Raw genomic sequence first — 21,395 nt, forward strand, 5'->3', positions numbered from 1 at the left:
TTCTTCTACTCCGTAGTTTCCTTCCAGCCTCCGCCAAGCACTTTATAAAGGTTGACCTGATTTTCCAACTGGGCAAGATTCAGGCTAAGATATGCCTGCCTTGAACTATACAGGGAACGCTGGGCATCCAGCAGAGTAAGGAAGCTGTCCACCCCTTCTTCGTAACGGTTTCTCGCATGCTGGAAATATTGCTCACTCGCGTCCAGATTCCCCTTCTGGGCCAGCAACTGTTTCTCGTAGGTCTCAACCGCAACCAGAGCATCCGACACCTCCCGAAACGCGGTCTGGATAGCCTGCTCATACCGCACAACATAACGTTCCTTCTCAATTTGCGCTACGTCGAGTTCCGCCTGCAATCTGCCAGCGGTAAAGATCGGCACCGTAATGGTGGGTGCAAACAGCCAGGAACCCGAGCTGCCGTTAAACAGATCTGACAGATCGGTACTGACAACCCCTGCTCCGGCGGTCAAGCTGATGGTGGGAAAAAATGCTGCTCTAGCCGCGCCGATATTGGCGTTTGCGCCTTTCAATTCATGTTCCGCAGCAATTATATCCGGCCGCTGCAGGAGAACTGAGGATGAGAGCGAGGCAGGCATTACCGCCAGCGGTTTGACATCATGCAGCATACCCTTTTCCGGCAGAACATGTTCAGAAAGAGATGTTCCGGTCAGCAGGTTCAGGTAATGGTAGTCCTGAGCGACCTGGCGACGATACATGGCAAGGTTGGCCCGGACGCCTTCAAGGCTCGAACGCGCCTGGGCCAGATCAAGTTCCGTAGCGACGCCGCCATCCAGCCGGTTTTTAACGAGGGCGTAGGACTCAGCCTCCAATCGTTCAGTATCCTGGGTAATCTGCAACAGCTCCCGGTCGGCAAGCCAGGTCAGATAGGCCCGCGAGACCTCGGCAACCAGACTGATTTCCGCACTTTTTCTGGCCTCCTCCATGGCGAGATACTGTTCCAAAGCCTGGTCTTTAAGATTTTTGACCCGACCAAAAAAATCCAGCTCATAGGCGGTAACCCGGACCTGAAGGGAATACGTTTCGGACGTCGTATGTCCGGCTCCGCCAAGATTCCGCTGTTTGCTCCCATATCCTTCCGACGACACAGTCGGCAACTGATTCGATTTCTGAATACGATACTGGGCCTGATACGCCTCGACATTCAGCGCTGTTTCACGTAAATCACGATTATTCTGCAGGGCCATCGCAATAAGCTGCTGAAGTACCGGATCTGTGAAGACCTCCCGCCAACCTGCACCGGACATGCTTTCCATGTGGCCCGTTATACCCGATGAGGGCAATGTCTCCAGATACCTGTCTTGCAAAGTGGAAGCGACAGGCAATTGCGGCTGTTGATAGACCGGAGCCATGGAGCAGCCACTCAGCGCAAGAAAGAGGCCCCCGACAACACATGTTTTTACAATCTGTTTCATACAATTAACACTCCACCGCCAAGGCTGTTTCGTTCTCTTTGACTCTCCGCGAGCTAAACAACCGCACGACGACCACAAAAAAGAGCGGGATAAAAAATATTGCCAGAATAGTCGCTGACAACATGCCCCCAAAGACACCGGTACCAATGGCATGTCTGCTGTTGGCACCTGCACCGGTACTGATCGCCAGCGGCAGAACACCGAGCATGAAAGCCAGCGAAGTCATGAGAATCGGTCGCAACCGCATCCGGCATGCTTCCACGGTTGCCTCGAACAGGTCAGTGCCCTGGTCATAGAGAGATTTGGCGAACTCAACAATAAGAATAGCGTTTTTCGCCGACAGACCAATGGTGGTAAGCAGACCAACCTGAAAATAGACATCATTTTCCATACCTCGCAAATACGCGGCAGCAAGTGCGCCAAGTATGCCCAGAGGTATGGCAAGTATCACTGAAAAGGGTACAGACCAGCTTTCGTAGAGTGCCGCCAGACAGAGAAACACGACCAGAATTGAAATGGCATACAACCCAGGCGCCTGGGCACCTGACTGCTGCTCCTGCAGTGACGAGCCGGTCCACTCGTAGCCAATTCCTGCAGGCAGCTGGGCGACCAGCTGATTGATCGTTGCCATGGCATCACCACTTGACAGTCCCGGAGCGGCCTCGCCGACAATCTCGACTGCCGGATTGCCGTTATAACGCTCCAACCTGGGTGAGCCAAAACTCCAGTGGCCGCTGGCAAAGGTGGAAAACGGCACCATCCCGCCAGTCTCGTTACGGACATACCATTCGGCGATATCTTCAGGCTGCATCCGGTACGGTGCATCGGCCTGGAGATACACTTTTTTGATGCGCCCGTTATGTATAAAATCATTGACATAGTTTGAGCCCCAGGCTGTGGAAAGCGTGGTGTTGATGTCACTGACCGCAATCCCCAGAGCCATGGCTTTTTCAAAATCGATATCAACGTTATATTGCGGCGTATCTTCCATGCCGTTGGGGCGCACCCTGGTTAAACCGGAATTCTGGGCGGCCATGCCAAGGAGCATGTTCCGCGCCTCCATGAGCTTTTCATGCCCAAGACCGGCCCGATCCTGCAGGAAAAAGTCAAAACCGGTGGACGATCCGAGCCCCATGATGGCAGGCAGGTTGAAGGCAAAGACCTGCGCCTCCTTGATCGTAAAGAAATAGCCCATTGCCCGGCCGATGACCGCATCGACCGACTGATCTTGCCGGGTACGCTCACTCCAGTCTTTCAGCTTCACAAAGGCCAGGCCCATGTTCTGGCCGGTCCCGGCAAAACTGAAACCTGCCACGGTGAAGACCGTATCGACATTTTCTTTTTCATCGGTGAGGTAGTGGTCGCGAACCTTATCCAGCACCGCCTGTGTCCGCTGCTGGGTTGCACCGGTAGGCAGCTGCACCATGGAAAGGAATACGCCCTGATCTTCGGTTGGCAGAAACGAGGTCGGCAGTTTGGTAAAAAGATAGCCCATTCCCCCGACCAGAATAACGTAGATCAGACCAAACCTGCCGGCTCGCCGAATGATATAGCCAACACTGCGACCATACCGCTCGGTGTTACTGGAAAACATGCGGTTGAACCAGCCGAAGAATCCGTTTTTTTCCCCATGATCACCTGCCGGCCGCAGCATAGTGACACAGAGTGCCGGCGTCAAAATCAATGCAACCAATACCGATAAAGCCATGGCCGAAACGATGGTGACGGAAAACTGGCGATAAATCGCGCCGGTGGACCCTCCGAAAAAGGCCATCGGAATAAAGACGGCAGAGAGTACCAAGGCAATACCAACCAGAGCACCCGTGATCTGCTTCATCGATTTTTTTGTGGCCTCGCGGGGCGACAACCCTTCAGTCGCCATGATCCGCTCAACGTTTTCCACCACGACGATGGCGTCATCGACCAACAGCCCAATTGCCAACACCAGACCGAACATGGTCAGGGTATTAATCGAAAAGCCAAGGGCCGCCATGACACCGAACGTACCAAGCAGGACAACGGGCACAGCGATGGTCGGAATAAGCGTGGCCCGAAAGTTCTGCAAGAAAAGCAGCATGACGAAAAAGACCAGGACAATAGCCTCAATCAGTGTATGCGCAACCTCCTCAATGGAGATTTTCACAAAGGTTGTGGTGTCGTATGGATAAACTACTTTGACGCCGGCTGGAAAATAGGGTTGCAGCTCAGTCAGTTTGTCGCGAACAGCCTGTGCTGTATCTAGTGCGTTGGCCCCGGTGGCCAGCATGATGCCCATACCGCCGGCCGGCTGCCCATTATAGGTGGTGACGGAATCATAACTCTCGCCACCAATCTCGACCCGAGCCACATCCCGCAACCGCACTTGCGAACCGTCGACATTGACCCGAAGCAAGATATTGGCAAATTCATCGGGTGAACTCATCATGGTCTGGGCCATCATGCTGGCACTGACCTGCTGACCAGCAACGGATGGGGCCCCACCCAGATCGCCCACGGCTACCTGATTGTTCTGGGCACCGATCGCTTTAGCGACATCGCCGGGAGTCATCTGGTAGCTGTTCAGCTTATGCGGATCGAGCCAAATGCGCATGGCGTACTGACTGCCGAATATCTGGATACTGCCGACACCCTTGGTGCGGCTGAGCGGATCGCGCAGGGTTGAGACCATAAAATCGGAGAGATCGTTCTTATCCATGCTGTTGTCGGTGGAGATCAGACCGACAACCATCAGGATAGTCGAGTTTGCCTTGGCAACCTGCAGTCCCTGCTGTTGAACTTCCAGGGGAATCTGGCTTGTCACCTGCTGCAGCTTGTTCTGGACCTGTACCTGGGCGATATCCGGGTCAGTCCCGGCCTGGAAGGTCAATGTGATTGTGACACTGCCTGAAGAGGAACTCTGTGAACTCATATAGAGGAGATTATCGATACCGTTCATATTCTGCTCGATAATCTGGGTTACACTGTCTTCGACGGTTTTTGCAGATGCACCCGGGTAGTGGGCAGTGATCGTTACTGCTGGTGGAGCAATTTCAGGATACTGGGAGACCGGCAGACGAAAAATCGACAAGGCACCAGCCAGCATGATAACTATCGCAATAACCCATGCGAAGATGGGACGTTCTATGAAAAATCCAGCCATGATCTACTCCACGTGAACGACCGATGCCGCCTGTTGTGTTTTCCCCGTCACCTTTCCGACAAGCGGCGTGTGATGTTCAACAGCATGAACTGCGGAACCCTGCCGCACCTTCTGCAGACCGGCCGTGATCACCATTTCCCCACCTTTGAGCCCATCATTTACCATGACTTTCTCACCAATATTTCTGCCACTTTCGATGATACGGTTCTCCACCTTCGATTCACTGTTCACCAGCAAGAGCACTGCCTGGCCCTTGCTGTTACGACTGATGCTTGCTGCAGGCACCAGAATAGCATCCTCTTTCAGGCCACTGACGATTCTCGCCCGCACAAACATACCCGGCAGCAGGTCGCGGTGCGGATTTGCAATAATAGCCCGCAGGGTAACCCCGCCCGTGGTCTGGTCAACGGTGACATCGGAAAATTCAAGCGATCCTGTTTCACCATATTCGGAACCGTCCTCAAGCAGAATCCTGACCTGCTGCTTTGCCATGTCGCCCCCGGCAATCACACCTGCTGACAGGTCCTTTTTCAATTTGAGAAGTTCCATACTTGACTGAGTGACATCGACATAGAGGGGATCGAGCTGTTGAATGGTAGCAAGCGCAGTACTCTGCTGGGCCGTCACCAGGGCTCCTTCGGAAATCATTGACTTGCCGATACGACCGCTGATGGGGGCTGTCACCCTGGTATACTCAAGATCAATACGAGCGCTGTTCAATGCCGCCTCAGCGGCAGCAACATCAGCAATCGCCTGTTTCCAGCTCGCCTCGATCTCAATCTGGTCCAATTCGCTGACAGATTTCGTTTTCACCAGAACCCGGTAGCGCTCGGCTTTCAAGCGTGCGGATTGTTCCACTGCCCGAGCCCGGGCCAGACTCGCGACAGCGCTGTCAACCCTGGCCTGATAGACGGCCGGATCAATCTGGTAGAGCAGCTGCCCTGCAGTCACTTCACTGCCTTCCACAAAGAGTCGTTTTTGAATAATGCCGTTCACCTGGGGCCGGACTTCGGCAACGCGGAAAGGTGCTGTCCGACCTGGAAGTTCCACTTGAAGCTCCACCGACTGTGGTTGAACCGTAACAACATCAACCTCGACCGGTCCCTGCACCATCATCGCCTTCTCCTTCTCCTGCTGGCAGCCACCAAGCAGCAGACCTGCAAGCAGAGCCGCCATGAAAACATGCTTTTTTTTCTGCAATTTCATAATATTTACACCTACATTATTGGAAAATACACGCCAACAAGGACGTATTGTTTGTTCAACTCATCAACACGGATCGTCCTTATATATACATTCATGCATGTATGTAAAGAGGTTTTTTCTCTATCGGTCGTTTTACAATACCGTCTTACATGGCGACGCCACCCTCTACCGGGCTTAACTACACGAATATATCTGTTATACGAATCGAGACCATTCAGCTGTTGCCAAAAGATTCATCTTTGCAGCAAACATAGAAAGTTGTAGATTGCTGGCACACATAACTGTCACCCATGCCTGAACACCGACGGATCTTTCCTCAACATCCCATCGAAAAAGACATCTCCATGGATCTCCACACTTTCCTCACCTGCCTTGCGGCTGTTACCCTGCTCACCCTCACCCCTGGAGTCGACACCATGTTGATTATCCGTAACAGTGCCCGCGGCGGTTGGTGGGACGGGGCAGTGAGCAGTCTTGGCATCTGCAGCGGACTCTTCATTCACGCCTCTATCTCAGCTCTTGGCATCTCAATTCTGCTGTTGCAGACCGCCTGGGCATTTACGGCTCTTAAAATCGTCGGAGCCTGCTATCTCATCTGGCTGGGAGGCAGCAGCTTGTGGAAGGTTGTGACTCATCGTGGTGGGGGGGTTCGTTTTGCAGAACCTGCGGTGCGGGAACAACGCTTCTCATTTCTCCGCTCGTTTCGTGAAGGTTTTCTTTCCAACGTTCTCAATCCCAAGGCCATTCTCTTTTATATGGCCTTTCTACCGCAGTTTATCGATCCGACCGGGCCGCCACTCAGCCAGTCGCTTCTGGTTGCCACCATTCACTTCACCGTGGCAATGGGCTATCAATGCCTGTTGGCCTCAATGGTTGACCGGGCCCGCACCTGGCTGCAACAGCCGAAAATTAGTCGAATATTCGATACACTTACCGGTTCTGTGCTCGTCTACATTGGTGCCCGGCTTGCCCTTGACAGATAACCTCATTATCCTCTCCACGCGACCCGTCTTGACGTTTGCCAGGATATTCCTGTAGACTTTTGACAAAACGCTGATACATCAACATTCTGTAATTTTGTACTTTCCGCCAGCTCTTGCACTTCTCCTCGACTATAAGAGCGCCGGCATATTTTTGAGACTGGAACCATCCGCATGCACCTGCCCAAACAATTCCGTTTGCCTGCCTGGAGCCAGGCCTGGCTGCTCGTCCTTGTTGCCTTCCTGCTGACACCGCAACCAAAGGCAGTCTACGGAGCCGGTGCAGGACTTCCCAGCCGACAGCTGCATTTCGAACGGATCAACGAACAGCAGGGGCTCTCCTCGAAAACCCTGACCTGTGGTTTACAAGACCATTACGGTTTTCTCTGGTTTGGCTCGGAAGATGGCCTTATCCGCTATGACGGCTACACCTTCAAGGAATACATCTTTAACCCAACAGACCCGCATTCGCTTGCCTCCAACCTGGTCTATGCCCTGACGGAAGACAGCCAGGGAAATCTTTGGGTCGGCACGGTGGGCGGCGGACTTAACCGCTATGACCGCAGTAATGACAGTTTCATCCGCTACCAGCATGAACCTGACAATCCGCAATCACTCTCCCATAACGGGGTAATCTCCCTGCTGGAAGATTCGAGCGGCAACCTCTGGATCGGCACCGAAGGTGGTGGCCTCAACCGGCTGGGTCCGGACCGGAAAACCTTTGTCCGTTACACCAATGATCCGGATAATGAGAAGAGTCTTGCCAACAACACCATCTGGCATCTCTATGAGGATAGCAAGCACCGGCTCTGGGTAGGCACTTTCGGTGGCGGCTTGGACCTGTATCAACCAAATACAGACAGTTTTACCCATTTTCGCCACCAGGAAAGCAACCCCGACAGTCTCGCCAGCAATTCCATCGGCGCCATTTTCGAGGACAGCACGGGAAGGCTCTGGGTAGGTTCAATCAATGGAGGGCTGTGCCGCTTCGATCCCGAAACCGGCAGGGCCATTCATTATCAATACAATCCCGATGGAGGAATCAGTCATAACCATATTTGGGGTATCCATGAAGACGAGAGCGGCCTTCTCTGGCTGACGAGCTTTGGCGGCGGGCTGATGCTTTTTGACCCGGCCACCGGAAAGGCTTCGACCTACCGTCACAACCCGACAGTAGCCAATAGTCTCAGTAGCGATTTTGTCTGGTTTATGATGGAAAGCCAAGATGATATTATCTGGATCGGTACCGATGGCGAAGGCCTGAACAAACTGGTCAAAAGAGCAAGGCACTTCAATCATCTGCTCACTGATACGACCCAGCCGTTCAGCCTGAGTTATAACGGAATAACCGGTGCTGCCGAAGGGAAAAATGGGTTACTGTGGCTGGCCAATGACGGCGGCGGTTTTCAACGTCTCGATCTGGCCGGGAACTCATCTCGTCTTTTCCGCCATGAACCGGATAACCCCAATTCGCTGGTCAGCGATCTGGCCGAAGTGATCCTGGTTGATCGTCTGGGGACCGTCTGGGTAGGAACCTACAATGGTCTTTCCGCCTACAATCCGCACACAGGGATTTTTAAAACATATCTGCATACCCCTGACAGTCCCGACTCACTCTCTGACAACCGGATCTGGTCTCTGATGGAGGACAGCGAAGGCAATCTCTGGGTCGGGACTCGTAGCGGGCTTAATCGCCTATCCCCAGACCGGAACACAATTACCCGGCTAGCCCATCGCGACGACCAACCGGAATCGCTCAGCGACAACGGCATCTGGACTATTTTTGAAGACAGCCATCACACCATCTGGATCGGCACTGACAACGGACTCAACCGGATGTGGCAGAATGGACAAGGTTTCGACCACTTTTTTTCCGTCCAGAATGATCCGCACAGTCTCAGCCACAACAACATCACGGCAATTCATGAAGACCGAAGAGGAAATCTCTGGGTCGGCACCACCGGCGGATTGAACAAACTCGCTCACAGTGGTAAAGGCTTCAGCCGGTTTACCGTCGAGAACGGCCTTATCTCCAATTCCATTCGCTCCATTATGGAAGATGACCGCTCCTTCCTCTGGATCACCACGGTGAAAGGGTTGACCCGGTTTAACCCGGAATCAAATACCTTTGAAAACTTTGACCGGAATGACGGCCTGCAGGGGAGCGAATTCAGCAGGGCCCACTGCAGAACCAAGAGTGGGGAAATGCTGATCGGCGGACGCGACGGTATCAATATTTTCAAACCGGAAAAGATCGTCCGCAACAGTCACGTCCCTCCAGTCTACCTCACCACTATCGAAAAACAGGATGGCAGTATCGTTCACCCGAACCTGGGAGCTCCCCGGCCAATAAATCTGAATTATACCGATAATACAGTCACTTTTGAGTTCACTGCCCTCGATTACAGTAACCCGCAGCATAACAGCTATGCCTACCTGCTGGAGGGCTTTGACCGGGACTGGATCAGCGCCGGAAATCGGCGCACTGCCACCTACACTAACCTCGACGGCGGTAACTATTTATTTCGGGTAAAAGGCTCAAACAACCATAATCTCTGGAATAATGAAGGCAGCAGTATAGCACTTGTGGTCGCTGCACCACCCTGGCAACGCTGGTGGGCCTACTGTCTCTATCTTCTTCTGGCCGCCGGAATCTTCTCGAGCCTGGTCACCTTGAAAGCGTCCCAACACCGGAAACGACTTGCTGCCGTGCAGCAGATCAACGAAGAGTTACAACATGAGATTTCCGATCGCCAGAAGGCGGAGCAGGCCCTGCATGAGAGTGAAAAGCGACTGAGCATGGCGCTTGAAGCATCCCGGCTGGGAATATGGGAGTTTTATCCCCAAGAAGGCACGACCTATTATAGCGACACCTGGTTTACCATGCTGGGTTACGCTCCCGGCGAATTTCCTCACAATTATCAGACCTGGGCTGAACTCCTGCATCCCGATGACCTGGAACCCAACGAAAGTTTCATCCGGCAGCTCCTCGCTGACAAGGGCGACAGCTTTAACCTCGAATTTCGCATGCGGGCCAAAGACGGGAGATACCGCTGGATCCAGGGAGTCGGCAAGACCTTCAGCCGAGATGCTGAAAACAAGATCACCCACATGTGCGGTGTCCACCTCGATATCACAGAGAAAAAAGAGTGGTTGAACATGATCGAGGCAAGTGAACGACGCTATCGCGAGCTCTTTGACGAGGCGCCGATCATGTATGTCATTTTGGAGGACCGGGACGGAAAGGCCTGGATACGTGACGCCAACAACACCTTCGTTTCCACCTTAGGATATGGACGTGAAGAAGTCTTAAACACCCTGCTCTCCAACTATTACGCCCCAGTTTCGAGATCACTGATTCTCGCCCGCAAAAATTACAACCAGATCGTTAACCGCACCTTCCAGCCGGAAGAACGGCAGCTGCTTACCCGTGACGGTCGAACCATCGACTGCCTGCTCCACGCCAGTCCGGAAATGGCAGAAGACGGTACCGTCAGCGCTATCCGTGCCATGTTTCTTGACATCTCCCACAAAAAGCACGCAGAAGCAGAAAGAAACAGGTTGGAGAGCGCCCTGTACCAAGCCCAGAAAATGGAGGCCATAGGAACCCTTGCTGGCGGTATCGCCCACGACTTCAACAACATCCTGGCGGCCATTATCGGTTATTGCGATCTACTGCTCCTGGAAATGAAAGAAGACTCTCCGTTTTTTTCCAAGGTCAAACAGATCAGCCTCGCCGGGGCCAGAGCCAGGGATCTGGTACAACAAATTCTCACCTTCAGCCGTCGCAACGAACGAAAGCTGGAACCCATGCAGATCGCACCGGTGGTCGAGGAAGCGCTGAAACTGCTACGATCTACCCTTCCAGCGTCGATCAGTATCAACGCCAAGATCAGCGAGAATCTGCCCAACATAACCGCCGATCCGACCCAGGTTCACCAGATCATCATGAACCTCTGTACCAACAGTGCCCAGGCAATGCCCGACGGTGGCGATATCAACGTAGCCCTCGATGCCCTGGTTCTTGAAGAAAATGACCGTCGACTCCTTCCACACCTGCAGCCAGGTCATTATATCCGCCTGACAATAGCCGACACCGGTGAAGGTATTCCCACCGAACATCTGGCAAACATCTTCACCCCTTATTTCACTACCAAGGACAAGGCAAAGGGCACAGGGCTCGGTCTTGCCGTGGTCCACGGCATTATCCAAAGCTACCAAGGGGCGATCGAGGTACAGAGTCCGGCAAACAAGGGTACCATCATTACTGTGTTGATTCCTTCTACCGAGGCGGAACAATTGCCCCAACCTGCGCTAGTCACCAGTGTCCGCGCCGGCAGTCGTGAACATATCCTCTTTGTCGATGACGAGCCAATGCTGGTGGATATCTATAGACAGATCCTGAGTGCGCTCGATTACCAGGTTACCGCCATCACCTCCAGCCGAAAAGCGCTTGCCCTCTTTTCCAACAACCCCGATCAGTTTGACATGCTCATCTCTGATATGACCATGCCGGAACTCACCGGCGACAGACTTGCCAGGCAAGCCAAGAGCCTCCGGCCGGATCTGCCGGTCATCCTGCTGACCGGATTCAGCGAAAAACTGCAGGAACAAACCAGTGAAGACCTGGCTGTTGAGGGCCTGTTGTTCAAACCGGTTGACAAGGGTGAACTTGCTGCCACCATCCGCACCATTCTTGAAAACAGGAAACCGAAGGTGCCTTAACCAACCCTTACCAGAGGGCCGCATGGTCGGGATAAATCCCTATTGTGTTATGATAATTCTGCCCCCCATGGTATGATTTTTTTAATGAATAGCCGTCAATGAGACTCAATTTCTGCTGTAAATATATGTCTCCTACCGAAAAAGATATGAACGGTAATAAGAGACAGCCACAGAAAGCATAAAACCCTATGGTTGATCACAGCACGAGAAAGACGCAAGAGTCGGAGAGGAAGCAGCCCAAAGGACACGACTCATCATCCTCATTGGCACCAGCCTCCAGCTATGCCGAAGAAATCAACCGGGTTCTTTTCGCTATTGCCGACGCGGTCAATACAACAGAAGATCTTAACGAACTGTATAGAACCATACATATGGTGCTCGGTAGCGTTATCGATGTCACCAATTTCTTCATTGCCATTGTCGACAGCAGGCAGCAAACCTTATATTTTCCCTATCATGTCGACACAGTAGACCGAGTCTATCCTTCTATCAGTGATTTCGATACCAGCACATCACTCACCGGTCTTCTCGTCAAAGAGCGCAAACCATTGCTGATGCGAACCGAGGCCCTGCAGAGGCGTGCTTCACAAAATGGCATACGGGGGTCGCAGCCGCTTGTCTGGATGGGCAGTCCGCTTTTCATTCGCGACGAGGTTATTGGTGTTATTGCTGTACAAAGTTACACTGACGGCTTGTTGTATAATGAATCTGATCTACAGATTCTGGTGGCAGTCTCTCATCATATTGCGGTGGCTATTGACAGAAAGCGGTTTCTCGACAAGCTGCAAAAGAGTGAAGAGCAATACCGTGAGTTAGTGGAAAATGCCAACAGCATTATTTTGCGAATGGACGGTCAAGGCAGGATCCTGTTCATGAATGAATTCGCTCAGCGTTTTTTTGGTTATACCGCCGACGAAATCATCGGGAGAAATGTGGTGGGGACTATCCTCCAAGCCACTGACCCGGCCAACACAGATCTGCATGCTTTCACTGACTATATCGGAAACTTGTCTGAACTCCATAAAACCTACGAATTCGAAAATGTTCGCCGTGACGGCACGCATGCCTGGATTTCCTGGACCAATAAGCCTTCTTTCAATGCCGTCGGTGAGGTCGTCGATATTCTTTGTGTCGGAAATGATATCACCGAGCAAAAAGCGATGGAACAGGCGCTGCAGGAAAAGAACCAGGAACTTGAGCGGTACTTTAATCTGAGCCTCGACCTTCTCTGCATTGCCACAACACATGGCCATTTTGTAAAGGTCAATTCTCAATGGCAGAAAAGTCTGGGGTATTCCGAAGACGAACTTGTCGGCAGGAGTTTTTTAGACCTGGTGCATCCGGACGATATCGAGACGACTCTTAACGAAATGGCCAGGCTTGAAGATAGGAAGAACACTGAATATTTTCAAAACCGCTACAGGTGCAAAGACGGCAGTTACCGATGGATAGAATGGTGTTCGAGGGCACCTGAAGGTCATTTCATCTATGCCGTTGCCCGAGACATCACTGATCGAAAGAAGGCGGAGAAAGAACTACAGCAAAGTGAAGAAACTTTTCGCAATATCGTGCACGAGTCGCCCATGGGCATCCACATGTACGAACTGCAGGACAACGACCGTCTGATCTTCATCGGTGCAAACCCCGCCGCCGACAAAATGCTTGGTGTTGACAATGCAAATTTTGTCGGCATGACACTTGAAGATGCTTTTCCACCACTCAAGGAGACCGAAATTCCATATCGCTACCGTCGTGCTGCTCTCTATGGAGAAAACTGGCGAACTGAGCAGATTACGTTTAATGATGGCGAAATATCCGGTGCTTTTGAAGTGTATGTCTTTCAGATGTCACAGGGCAAAGTGGCTGTACTCTTTAACGACATCACCGAGCGAAAACAACAAGAGGAGGAAAAGACCAGGCTGCAGCAGCAACTGACGCAAGCGCAGAAAATGGAATCTGTAGGTCGATTGGCGGGTGGAGTTGCCCATGATTTTAACAATATGCTTGGGGTCATTCTTGGCCATACCGACCTGGCACTCCAGCATATGGAACCAGATAAGCCGCTTTATGCAAGTCTTCAGGCAATCAGCAAGGCAGCCAGGCATTCCGCCAACCTGACAAAGCAACTTCTGGCATTCGCCCGCAAACAGACGGTCACGCCTCAAGTGCTCGATCTCAATGAGACCGTCAGCGGCATGTTGAGCATGCTGCGTCGTCTTATCGGCGAGGACATTGAGCTCGCCTGGATACCGGGCGAGACTATGGGGATGGTTAAAATCGATCCCACCCAGATAGACCAGATTCTTGTAAACCTCTGCATCAACGCCAGAGACGCTATCACCAGTACCGGCACAATTACCATCAAGACTGGTACAGCTGTCCTCGACAAACTCTACTGCTCGACACATTCAGGCTTTGTACCAGGAGATTACGTTCTGCTCGTTGTCAATGACAATGGCTGCGGCATGGCCCAGGAAACAAAGGCACAGCTGTTTGAGCCTTTCTTCACCACCAAAGAGGTGGGGAAAGGCACCGGGCTGGGCCTTGCGACTATCTATGGAATTATCAAGCAGAACAGTGGCCTCATACATGTTGATAGCGAGCCTGGTCAAGGAACGACTTTCACAATTTACCTGCCGAAACGTACCTCCACTGCTTTGCCCCAAAAGACGAGCAGCACAATTGCCGCTGAAGAACAGGGTGACGAAACAGTTCTTCTCGTTGAAGATGAACAGATGATCCTCGACATGACCGCAATAATGCTGGAACAGCAGGGTTACAAAGTGCTGACTGCTGTGACTCCAGGCGATGCCATTCGTCTTGCCCGCGATTATACGGGCAAAATCCATCTACTCATCACCGATGTCGTCATGCCTGAAATGAACGGCAAGGATCTCGCAAAAAACCTGCTATCTTTGCATCCCAATCTCAAACGCCTCTTCATGTCCGGCTATACAGCCGATGTTATTGCCCATCATGGGGTTCTCGACGAGGGGGTCCACTTCATCCAGAAACCATTTTCCATGGCTGATCTCAGCAAGAAAGTGCGAGAAGTTCTAATGATCGATCTCGCGTGAACCTATAATCACCCGGTTAGAGGTTGTATTTCCCGGTATTTTTTCATGCAAGAGTTTAGGTCTGAAGCATTGGTGAAATTCATCTGCCTCAAGGACATTTTCCTGTCATGCGGTACCGGTAAAGGAGGCACGTTCCAATTCTTCGGTCCAGTCATCCAGCAGACCATGCCGAAAATGGCTGCTTTTTCAGTATCATTTGACCTTCTTTGCCCTTAAAAATATGTATCCAGCAATCCCAGTTCTTGTTGTCAACGGCCTGGCAATCAAGTCTGAAGTGACTGCATCTGCTTTCTTGTCGAAAAAGCGATGCGCGCAATTTCATCTCTGCATTGAGAAGCATGTTTGCTGTTTCATGGGCAAGCCGGAGCTCATGCATATCAGCGGCCCGAAGCAGTGGCTGGTGATGCTCCCGCAGCTCCTCGATATAGGCAAGTGCCGCACGCATCATCTTCTCTTTTTTGATATAGAGCACAAAATTTGGGATCATAATCCCCTGAAGCGTCTGGGTTACCCAGGCGGGGCTGTAACCCCGTTCTCTTTTCAACGGAGCAAGCATCTGCTCTTCAATCTGCTGCCATTTGTTTTTTGTCACGCGAGGTAACGGCATGCCTTCCACATAAGCAGCTGCTGATTCACCGGCTATTGCCCCCTGTACCGCCGAGCCTGCCAACGATGACCCGTTCTGTGTATAGATTCCTCCAGCCATATGCGAGCCAAGGGCATCCCCGGCAGCAAACAGTCCGGGAATTGATGTATCACACCTCTCACTTAGCGGCACAAGGCCTTCCGCTTTATGGATCGACATCCCGGCAGAAGCACCGCCAGATGGAATTCCGCCCATTCCCGGAGGAGGCCCTTTTCTTTCGCCAGCACTTCCGGGGGGTGGCGGTGGCGGCCCATCGGGATTAGCGAAGCCTGAGGGGCGTTGCGGACCTCCTGCGACTTTCTCTCTATGAAAGAATGGCTGATCAGATTCGTCATGCATGGGCCCCTGCATATAGACACTGTAATTGAGCTCAACCCCAAGATTATGGCAGACTCCGATGTTGGTTGTATGCGGTACACTTTTGAACATCCCACCCCATTGATCATATACAGATGCCGGATTTTCAAGGTTGGAAGGGTGCCCGTCATTCCACTCCTTACCGGTAATTTCTGCCCCGATTTCATAGGCCATCATCGTCCCGTCATGGGTGAGATCGCAAATCGGAAATCCGTTAGGCTTAAATCCGCCTGCGCCCGTACAGAGAATAACACTCTTAGCCGTGATACAATACAACTGGGTATCATCCATGCTGAAACCAGCTGCTCCGACAACCCTGCCCTGCACCTCAACCAAATGGGTCAGCATGACACGTTCGATGACCCGAATTTTGCGTTCCTCAATGGGCTTTTTGAATGCGTCGTGGTAGAGCGGGGAATTGAAAAAGCCCCACTCCTTCAGTTCCTGTACACGATCAAACGAATGGATAGCCATTTGCCGGGTAAAGACCGGATTATTCGTGCCCATCGCCGAATGAGATACTGCCGCAACAAATTCGTCGATGGACATTGTTGCTGTCTTTGGATCATAGGAAAAAATTCCACGGGCAAATGGTGCCTGTCCAGATGCACCGAGTCGTCCCTTAGAGACCACCAATACCCTGGCACCGGCATCATGCGCCTTTACTGAGGCAAAGACTCCGGCCATACCGCTCCCTACCACCAGCACGTCGGTTTCAAGATCTACAGAACGCATATCGCCCAGATCTATTTCACTTATATTGGGCGTATAATTCCGTCTTTCCATAGAAAGACCAATGGCTGAAAACGCTGCAATGGAAGCGGCACCACCTGTAATGGCCATGAATTGACGGCGGGTGAGATTGCACTTTCTGTCAAATGACTTCATATTCTGCCCCTCAAGAGATTACGAACGAGTTCTGTTGAAAAATATGATCATCCCGCAACAGCCAAACAGTACAAGCAGCATCGACATACCAATACCAGTATGCCGGCCGAGGTCAATTGCATGCCAACTCGCTGTAATGAGGAACGAAAGTGCTAAAATCCTGTGTAGTCTCTGCCAGGTGACATATCGAATAAGGAAGTTTTTCCTGAAAAAGGTGGTTAACCCAAGAGTGAGTAGGAGCAACCATGAGATAAGACCAAGCACAACACCTGTGCTGGTCAGCGTAGTAACCATAATGACAAATGCCCCGCCCGGATCGAGTCCATGTTCATAATAGCGAGGAAACACAATAACAAATGGGTGCAGAAGTAATATAACGATTCCAAGTATGCTCTCGTGCTGTTCGGTATCGTCATACTGCACTGCGTGATAACTTCGTCTCATATCTCTTTTGGACCTCTCTCTTCTAACAGGAATGACGAAGGAGCAGACTGCACAGACAGCCCACTCCTGCAAGTGCTTAATTTCGTACGTGGCCTTCAGGTACAGCTGCGAGTATGCCTTGCATAGCCTTACAGGTTGCCTTGAGAGATTCTCCTCGACGACCGGTGAATGTAACGCTATCGCCTTCCTGTTTGTCTTTACACGCATCAATTGCTTCCGGAGGCGGACCTTGAGGACCTCTTTTAGATTCACGATTACTGTTTTCGGCACATCCGGCGACCGGCATCAAGACCAGTAGTATCAGGATCGCAGAACATTTCAGCGCTTTCAGATTTTTCATTGTGTGTCTCCTTGTCGTTCTTTTGATTGTCGAAAATGACGTTGTGATTCCCACCATTTCTCTTGATGGTGACTGTCTGGTGTTTCTTTTACCGAGTAATTGCGCAGCAATTAGGGAGGAAATGTGAAAGATGAACGACATCTCTTAAGACAGATCAGGCTCCCCGGTGCTGGAGATGAGAGTGGGGGACTCTGGAGGGAGGGCACCGGGGAACCTGACATGTGTTTGGCACGTGGTAAGTGAAGTTTTTATGCTATTAACGAAACGTCGCTATCTTTTTTCATGAGCAATAGCGACCAGATGATCGTGATCCTCCTGACATATTGCGGAGATTGTTTTGCCTCTTGAGTCAATAAATGTGACAAAATCTCCCACGAGTTTTCCTTCGCAGGCCGCAAATGCTTCTTCAGACGGAGTTTGGGTTTTCTGTTCAGCGTAGGTGGTTTCTCTTCTTTCTGGAGGAGCTCCCTTGCGCATAGAACGACCACCATTGTTCATGCCAGGCGGAGGCGGCTGGCTACGACCGATGTCACTACTCTCGGTATTTGCACAACCGGAAAGGTCTGCGAGAAAAAGTAACATCAAGGCTGTAATGATTTGCGATATCCTGCCTCGAGTAGTCATTTACTGTTCCTTGCAACAAACGTTTAATCTGTAGTTGTTAAACAGCATGCCTGGTTCTCCGGCACCTGAGAGAGGGAGGGGGGGAGAAGAGACGGTTCCGGAGAACCTGACATGCTGTTCTTTGAGAAACAGTTGTAGCTCGTGAATGAGGAGCAAATATGGAGGAAATATGGAAGTGTGTAGAGATATGGTCAGGGAGGGTTTGTCATATACAGATATTTCCTCACGACCAGACGGCTCCCGCCATTTTTTCAAAAAATGCTTGGATGCGCTATGACCATAGCGAAAAGAGAAAAACAGAAACAATGATCACAGTACACCACGAAAAACAAGGATAGGTCTCTGCCATGGGAATACTGCAACCATTGTTCTCTACCGAAGATATGAAACGATGAACCGCCTACCCTATGACGTCACATCAACCGAAGTCGTACCATTATTCTCCGACGCCCCGCTCTGCAATAGGTCCATGAGCTGAGACAGCATATCGTCTCCAGTGTTCTTGGCATAGGCGGACAGCGCCTGTTCTGTAGGGGGTGGCGGTGGTGGCGGGCGTATACCTGTTCCCTCGCTTTCGGAGTTGATTATCTCTGGAACCGAAAAACCATTTTTCTGCATCAAGCTCAGGAGTTCTTTACCATTCAGACCGCCATCCTGATCTGTGTCAAAACCGGCTAGTGTATCAGGATCAATCGTCTTTCCGGTTACTTCCTCGATACCCTTAACAAGCGTGTCCAGTTCAGTTCCGGAGACCACGCCATTGCTGTCGGTGTCTGAGAGTTTGAAGACATCCTTATCCGCCGGCGGCGGTGGGGGCTGTCTCTGCATACTGTTACTGCGCATCATCGACACAGCGCTGTTCATGCTGCTTATGCTACTGACCATATCAACCTCCTCGGAATTATTCTGTGCTGAATTAAAGGCAAAGCACCTATCCCATGGGGAATCTTTCGGATGCAACAACAGGTGCGTTTATAGTGATGAGGTAACATACATGTAACAGTATGTATCAGGAGCGCGGTGAGTATTAGTCCGAATGGGCTGTGCCAATAAACTGGTAACCTGCGCCCCGCACGGTTTTCAGGAAAATTGGAGAACTGAGCGAATCTCCGATTTTCTGGCGAATACGTGAGATATAGAGATCAATACTGCGATCGTAACCGTTATATTCAGCTTTATATACCTTTCTGTGGATCTCATCACGGGAGACAACACAACCTGGTTTTTGTACCAGATGATAAAAAATATCGAATTCTACGGTAGAAAGATTTACGGCGCTGTCACCGACAATTGCATCTCTGCGGTTCAGATCGAGAACCAAACCATCGAACTCCAACTGTCCAACAGGCGTGGGTGGCATGAAGCGTCGCAGAAGTGACAAAAGGTTCGCCCGTATCAGCACAACGTCAGTAGATCGCGAAAAAGAAGCATCAACGCCCAGATTCAGGGCAAAGATCTGAAAGTTGGCCTTATCAAGGTCAGAAAGCAGGACCAATAGGCCTTTATAGAGATAACGAATTTTCTGGCAATAGAGCAGATCGACGACACCTTGTTCTGCACATTCAAGCACGATCATATGAGGCGGCGCTGTGCTGATTTGGGCAATCGACGACTCGCGACACTCAGCATGCTCCACCCGGATATTTTCGTCTACCAGCATGCTCTTTAATTTTGCTAAAGATGACGATTGCGGGGTGAGTAATAGAATTTTCCAGCTCTGCATACCCTTCAACTTTTGGTGATGTTTTTGGTTAACTGAGAGAATCGCTTCAAGCCTGGAAGTAACATTAGACAGACAATGTGAAAGAAATATGGAAAGCAAAACTTCTCTCATCAATCTTTTACGGATTTATAGTAAAACGTATAACACTTGACTTTTACGGCTTTTTACCATGCTAACATCTTCTGCCAACTGGTCTCTATCACATAAAAATAACATCCACATTCCACATTTCTTCCACAATGAGGTCGTATTATATGGATGCAAACACCGAAAGGAATACACCACCGACCGTGGATTTTCCTCTTTTTGGGCAAAACTCATCTCAACCTCGGGATTGATGTGCGATTACAGATTCGACATAAACTTTTCCTGACCCTGCTTATCACCAGTGTTGCGGTCGCAGCGGTGCTGTTTTTTTTCCTTCAGTGGAGTTTTGACCGCGGCTTTCTCAACTATGTAAAAAACCAGGAAATCGAGCAGATACAGCGGCTCGCATCAAAACTAACATTGTACTATGCAGAGCATGAAAACTGGAAGTTCATGGAGAACAACCACAAGCTCTGGGTCCGTACCGTCACAGAAAGTGACCCGTTATCGCGTCGACTCCATAACAGTGGTCCTGTACGGGCACTGCCCGCGATTGGCAAAGAGAAAGGGGCACCGGACCGGAGGATGCGACCGGAATCCTCTCTGCATCCGGCACCGCCCCCGAATGACGGGAAAATCTTCGGCCCACGGGTAGCCCTTTTCGACAGTAATAAAAAATGGATGATTGGTGGCCCTCCGGGTGGAGTCGATAACTTCGTCATGCATCCTTTTCAATATAAGGGAAATATCATCGGCTACCTCGGCCTAATGCCGCTTCAGGAGCTCTCCGACTCCGGAGATTTGCGTTTTGTTGAACAGCAAAAAGAGTCGTTTGTCCTGGTAACACTCATCATGGTGGTATTTTCGCTGTTGCTGGCCTATCCACTCACCAGCCATCTGCTGCGCCCGATCAAGGCCCTTTCTGCCGGAACAGACAAACTCATTGCCGGAGTATTCAAAACGCGTATTGGAGTTTCGTCAGGCGATGAACTGGGGCGGCTTTCAGAGCATTTTAATATTCTCGCCATGACTCTGGAAAAAAATGAAGAGGCACGACGTCAGTGGGTCGCAGATATCTCCCATGAGTTACGTACCCCCCTTGCGGTGTTACGAGGTGAAGTCGAAGCAATGCAAGATGGCGTTCGCAAGCTTGAACCGAAAAACATCGAAGGATTGCATGGCGAAATATTGCATCTGGAGCGGCTGGTCGGTGACCTCTATGAACTTTCAATGTCCGATATCGGTGCACTCAATTACAAAAGAACTGATTTGAATCCCCTTGGCATTTTGCAAGGGACACTCGAAATGTTTGAAACGCGTTTTTCAAACAAAGGCTTGGTCATTCTTCCATACCTGCTGAGTGATTTTGATAGATCGATGCTAGGGGACCCCGATCGATTACAACAATTGTTCACAAATCTACTGGAAAACAGTTTGCGTTATACAGACGCACCGGGAAGGCTTGAGATTCGAATGGTGGCGACGAAAGAAGGAATTCAGATCACCTTTGAAGATTCAAAACCGGGAGTGGGCGATAAGCAGCTTCCCAAACTCTTTGATCGTTTGTACCGGCTGGATTCGTCCCGTAATCGTAAAAGTGGCGGGGCCGGGCTCGGCCTGGCAATCTGTAAAAACATCGCCGAAGCGCACCAGGGCAGCATAGCAGCATACCCCTCCCCCCTCGGTGGACTCAAAATTACCATTGACCTCCCCCTACATTCCTGAC

General features: G+C 51.0%; 13 protein-coding genes. 4 read left to right on the plus strand and 9 right to left on the minus strand.

Annotation, left to right across the window (positions count from 1 at the left end):
• Positions 1 to 5 precede the first annotated feature (5 nt).
• From BUF15_RS15575 to BUF15_RS15585, 3 genes are read right to left on the minus strand one after another with little or no spacing between them, the layout of a single operon-like run.
• Positions 6 to 1,433, minus strand: a complete 1,428-nt coding sequence (locus tag BUF15_RS15575; protein WP_073614632.1) for an efflux transporter outer membrane subunit — start codon at positions 1,431 to 1,433, stop codon at positions 6 to 8.
• Between the two features lie 4 nt (positions 1,434 to 1,437).
• Complete coding sequence (locus tag BUF15_RS15580) at positions 1,438 to 4,572, minus strand: efflux RND transporter permease subunit (RefSeq protein WP_073614633.1); 3,135 nt, start codon at positions 4,570 to 4,572, stop codon at positions 1,438 to 1,440.
• Between the two features lie 3 nt (positions 4,573 to 4,575).
• On the minus strand, positions 4,576 to 5,778 hold the full coding sequence (locus tag BUF15_RS15585) for an efflux RND transporter periplasmic adaptor subunit (RefSeq protein ID WP_073614634.1): 1,203 nt from the start codon (positions 5,776 to 5,778) through the stop codon (positions 4,576 to 4,578).
• A 344-nt stretch (positions 5,779 to 6,122) separates the two neighbouring features.
• On the opposite strand from BUF15_RS15585, the gene BUF15_RS15590 reads away from it, so the two are divergent.
• The 3 genes from BUF15_RS15590 (at position 6,123) to BUF15_RS15600 (ending at position 14,560) form a co-directional block, all read left to right on the plus strand.
• Positions 6,123 to 6,761 carry a LysE family translocator gene (locus tag BUF15_RS15590; RefSeq protein WP_073614709.1) on the plus strand — a complete coding sequence of 213 codons (639 nt, stop codon included), beginning with the start codon at positions 6,123 to 6,125 and terminating at the stop codon, positions 6,759 to 6,761.
• Positions 6,762 to 6,932: 171 nt separating this feature from the next.
• Positions 6,933 to 11,483 (plus strand): two-component regulator propeller domain-containing protein, encoded by a 4,551-nt coding sequence (locus tag BUF15_RS15595; RefSeq protein ID WP_073614635.1) that lies wholly within the window; start codon positions 6,933 to 6,935, stop codon positions 11,481 to 11,483.
• Between the two features lie 188 nt (positions 11,484 to 11,671).
• On the plus strand, positions 11,672 to 14,560 hold the full coding sequence (locus BUF15_RS15600) for a PAS domain S-box protein (RefSeq protein WP_084554050.1): 2,889 nt from the start codon (positions 11,672 to 11,674) through the stop codon (positions 14,558 to 14,560).
• 151 nt (positions 14,561 to 14,711) lie between these two features.
• On the opposite strand, the gene BUF15_RS15605 is transcribed toward BUF15_RS15600, so the two are convergent.
• The 6 genes from BUF15_RS15605 to BUF15_RS15635 all read right to left on the minus strand — a co-directional run bounded on the left by BUF15_RS15605 (position 14,712) and on the right by BUF15_RS15635 (position 19,582).
• Positions 14,712 to 16,451 carry an FAD-dependent oxidoreductase gene (locus tag BUF15_RS15605; RefSeq protein ID WP_073614637.1) on the minus strand — a complete coding sequence of 580 codons (1,740 nt, stop codon included), beginning with the start codon at positions 16,449 to 16,451 and terminating at the stop codon, positions 14,712 to 14,714.
• Positions 16,452 to 16,469: 18 nt separating this feature from the next.
• Positions 16,470 to 16,895 carry a hypothetical protein gene (locus tag BUF15_RS15610; RefSeq protein WP_073614638.1) on the minus strand — a complete coding sequence of 142 codons (426 nt, stop codon included), beginning with the start codon at positions 16,893 to 16,895 and terminating at the stop codon, positions 16,470 to 16,472.
• A gap of 76 nt (positions 16,896 to 16,971) precedes the next feature.
• Complete coding sequence (locus tag BUF15_RS15615) at positions 16,972 to 17,235, minus strand: hypothetical protein (RefSeq protein ID WP_200802399.1); 264 nt, start codon at positions 17,233 to 17,235, stop codon at positions 16,972 to 16,974.
• Between the two features lie 270 nt (positions 17,236 to 17,505).
• Positions 17,506 to 17,859: a hypothetical protein gene (locus BUF15_RS15620; protein ID WP_073614639.1), complete on the minus strand. Its 354-nt coding sequence runs from the start codon at positions 17,857 to 17,859 to the stop codon at positions 17,506 to 17,508.
• Positions 17,860 to 18,264: 405 nt separating this feature from the next.
• The gene (locus BUF15_RS15630; RefSeq protein WP_073614641.1) at positions 18,265 to 18,744 is read right to left on the minus strand and encodes an EF-hand domain-containing protein; all 480 of its coding nucleotides are present in this window, start codon (positions 18,742 to 18,744) and stop codon (positions 18,265 to 18,267) included.
• Between the two features lie 142 nt (positions 18,745 to 18,886).
• The gene (locus tag BUF15_RS15635) at positions 18,887 to 19,582 is read right to left on the minus strand and encodes a response regulator transcription factor (protein WP_159441311.1); all 696 of its coding nucleotides are present in this window, start codon (positions 19,580 to 19,582) and stop codon (positions 18,887 to 18,889) included.
• Between the two features lie 258 nt (positions 19,583 to 19,840).
• Between BUF15_RS15635 and BUF15_RS15640 the strand changes: the two genes are divergently transcribed.
• A complete protein-coding gene (locus BUF15_RS15640; RefSeq protein WP_084554054.1) occupies positions 19,841 to 21,394 on the plus strand; it encodes an ATP-binding protein in 1,554 nt (517 codons plus the stop codon).
• Position 21,395 lies beyond the last annotated feature (1 nt).

The sequence above is a fragment of the Desulfopila aestuarii DSM 18488 genome (genome assembly GCF_900143695.1).
Lineage (GTDB): Bacteria > Desulfobacterota > Desulfobulbia > Desulfobulbales > Desulfocapsaceae > Desulfopila > Desulfopila aestuarii.

Excerpts from the sequence above, each read along its gene's own strand:
- BUF15_RS15620 (WP_073614639.1), bottom strand. The coding sequence starts at position 17,859 with ATGACTACTCGAGGCAGGATATCGCAAATCATTACAGCCTTGATGTTA.
- BUF15_RS15585 (WP_073614634.1), bottom strand. The coding sequence starts at position 5,778 with ATGAAATTGCAGAAAAAAAAGCATGTTTTCATGGCGGCTCTGCTTGCA.
- BUF15_RS15615 (WP_200802399.1), bottom strand. The coding sequence starts at position 17,235 with ATGAAAAATCTGAAAGCGCTGAAATGTTCTGCGATCCTGATACTACTG.
- BUF15_RS15610 (WP_073614638.1), bottom strand. The coding sequence starts at position 16,895 with ATGAGACGAAGTTATCACGCAGTGCAGTATGACGATACCGAACAGCAC.
- BUF15_RS15580 (WP_073614633.1), bottom strand. The coding sequence starts at position 4,572 with ATGGCTGGATTTTTCATAGAACGTCCCATCTTCGCATGGGTTATTGCG.
- BUF15_RS15630 (WP_073614641.1), bottom strand. The coding sequence starts at position 18,744 with ATGGTCAGTAGCATAAGCAGCATGAACAGCGCTGTGTCGATGATGCGC.
- BUF15_RS15640 (WP_084554054.1), top strand. The coding sequence starts at position 19,841 with ATGCAAACACCGAAAGGAATACACCACCGACCGTGGATTTTCCTCTTT.
- BUF15_RS15605 (WP_073614637.1), bottom strand. The coding sequence starts at position 16,451 with ATGAAGTCATTTGACAGAAAGTGCAATCTCACCCGCCGTCAATTCATG.
- BUF15_RS15600 (WP_084554050.1), top strand. The coding sequence starts at position 11,672 with ATGGTTGATCACAGCACGAGAAAGACGCAAGAGTCGGAGAGGAAGCAG.
- BUF15_RS15575 (WP_073614632.1), bottom strand. The coding sequence starts at position 1,433 with ATGAAACAGATTGTAAAAACATGTGTTGTCGGGGGCCTCTTTCTTGCG.
- BUF15_RS15635 (WP_159441311.1), bottom strand. The coding sequence starts at position 19,582 with ATGCAGAGCTGGAAAATTCTATTACTCACCCCGCAATCGTCATCTTTA.
- BUF15_RS15590 (WP_073614709.1), top strand. The coding sequence starts at position 6,123 with ATGGATCTCCACACTTTCCTCACCTGCCTTGCGGCTGTTACCCTGCTC.
- BUF15_RS15595 (WP_073614635.1), top strand. The coding sequence starts at position 6,933 with ATGCACCTGCCCAAACAATTCCGTTTGCCTGCCTGGAGCCAGGCCTGG.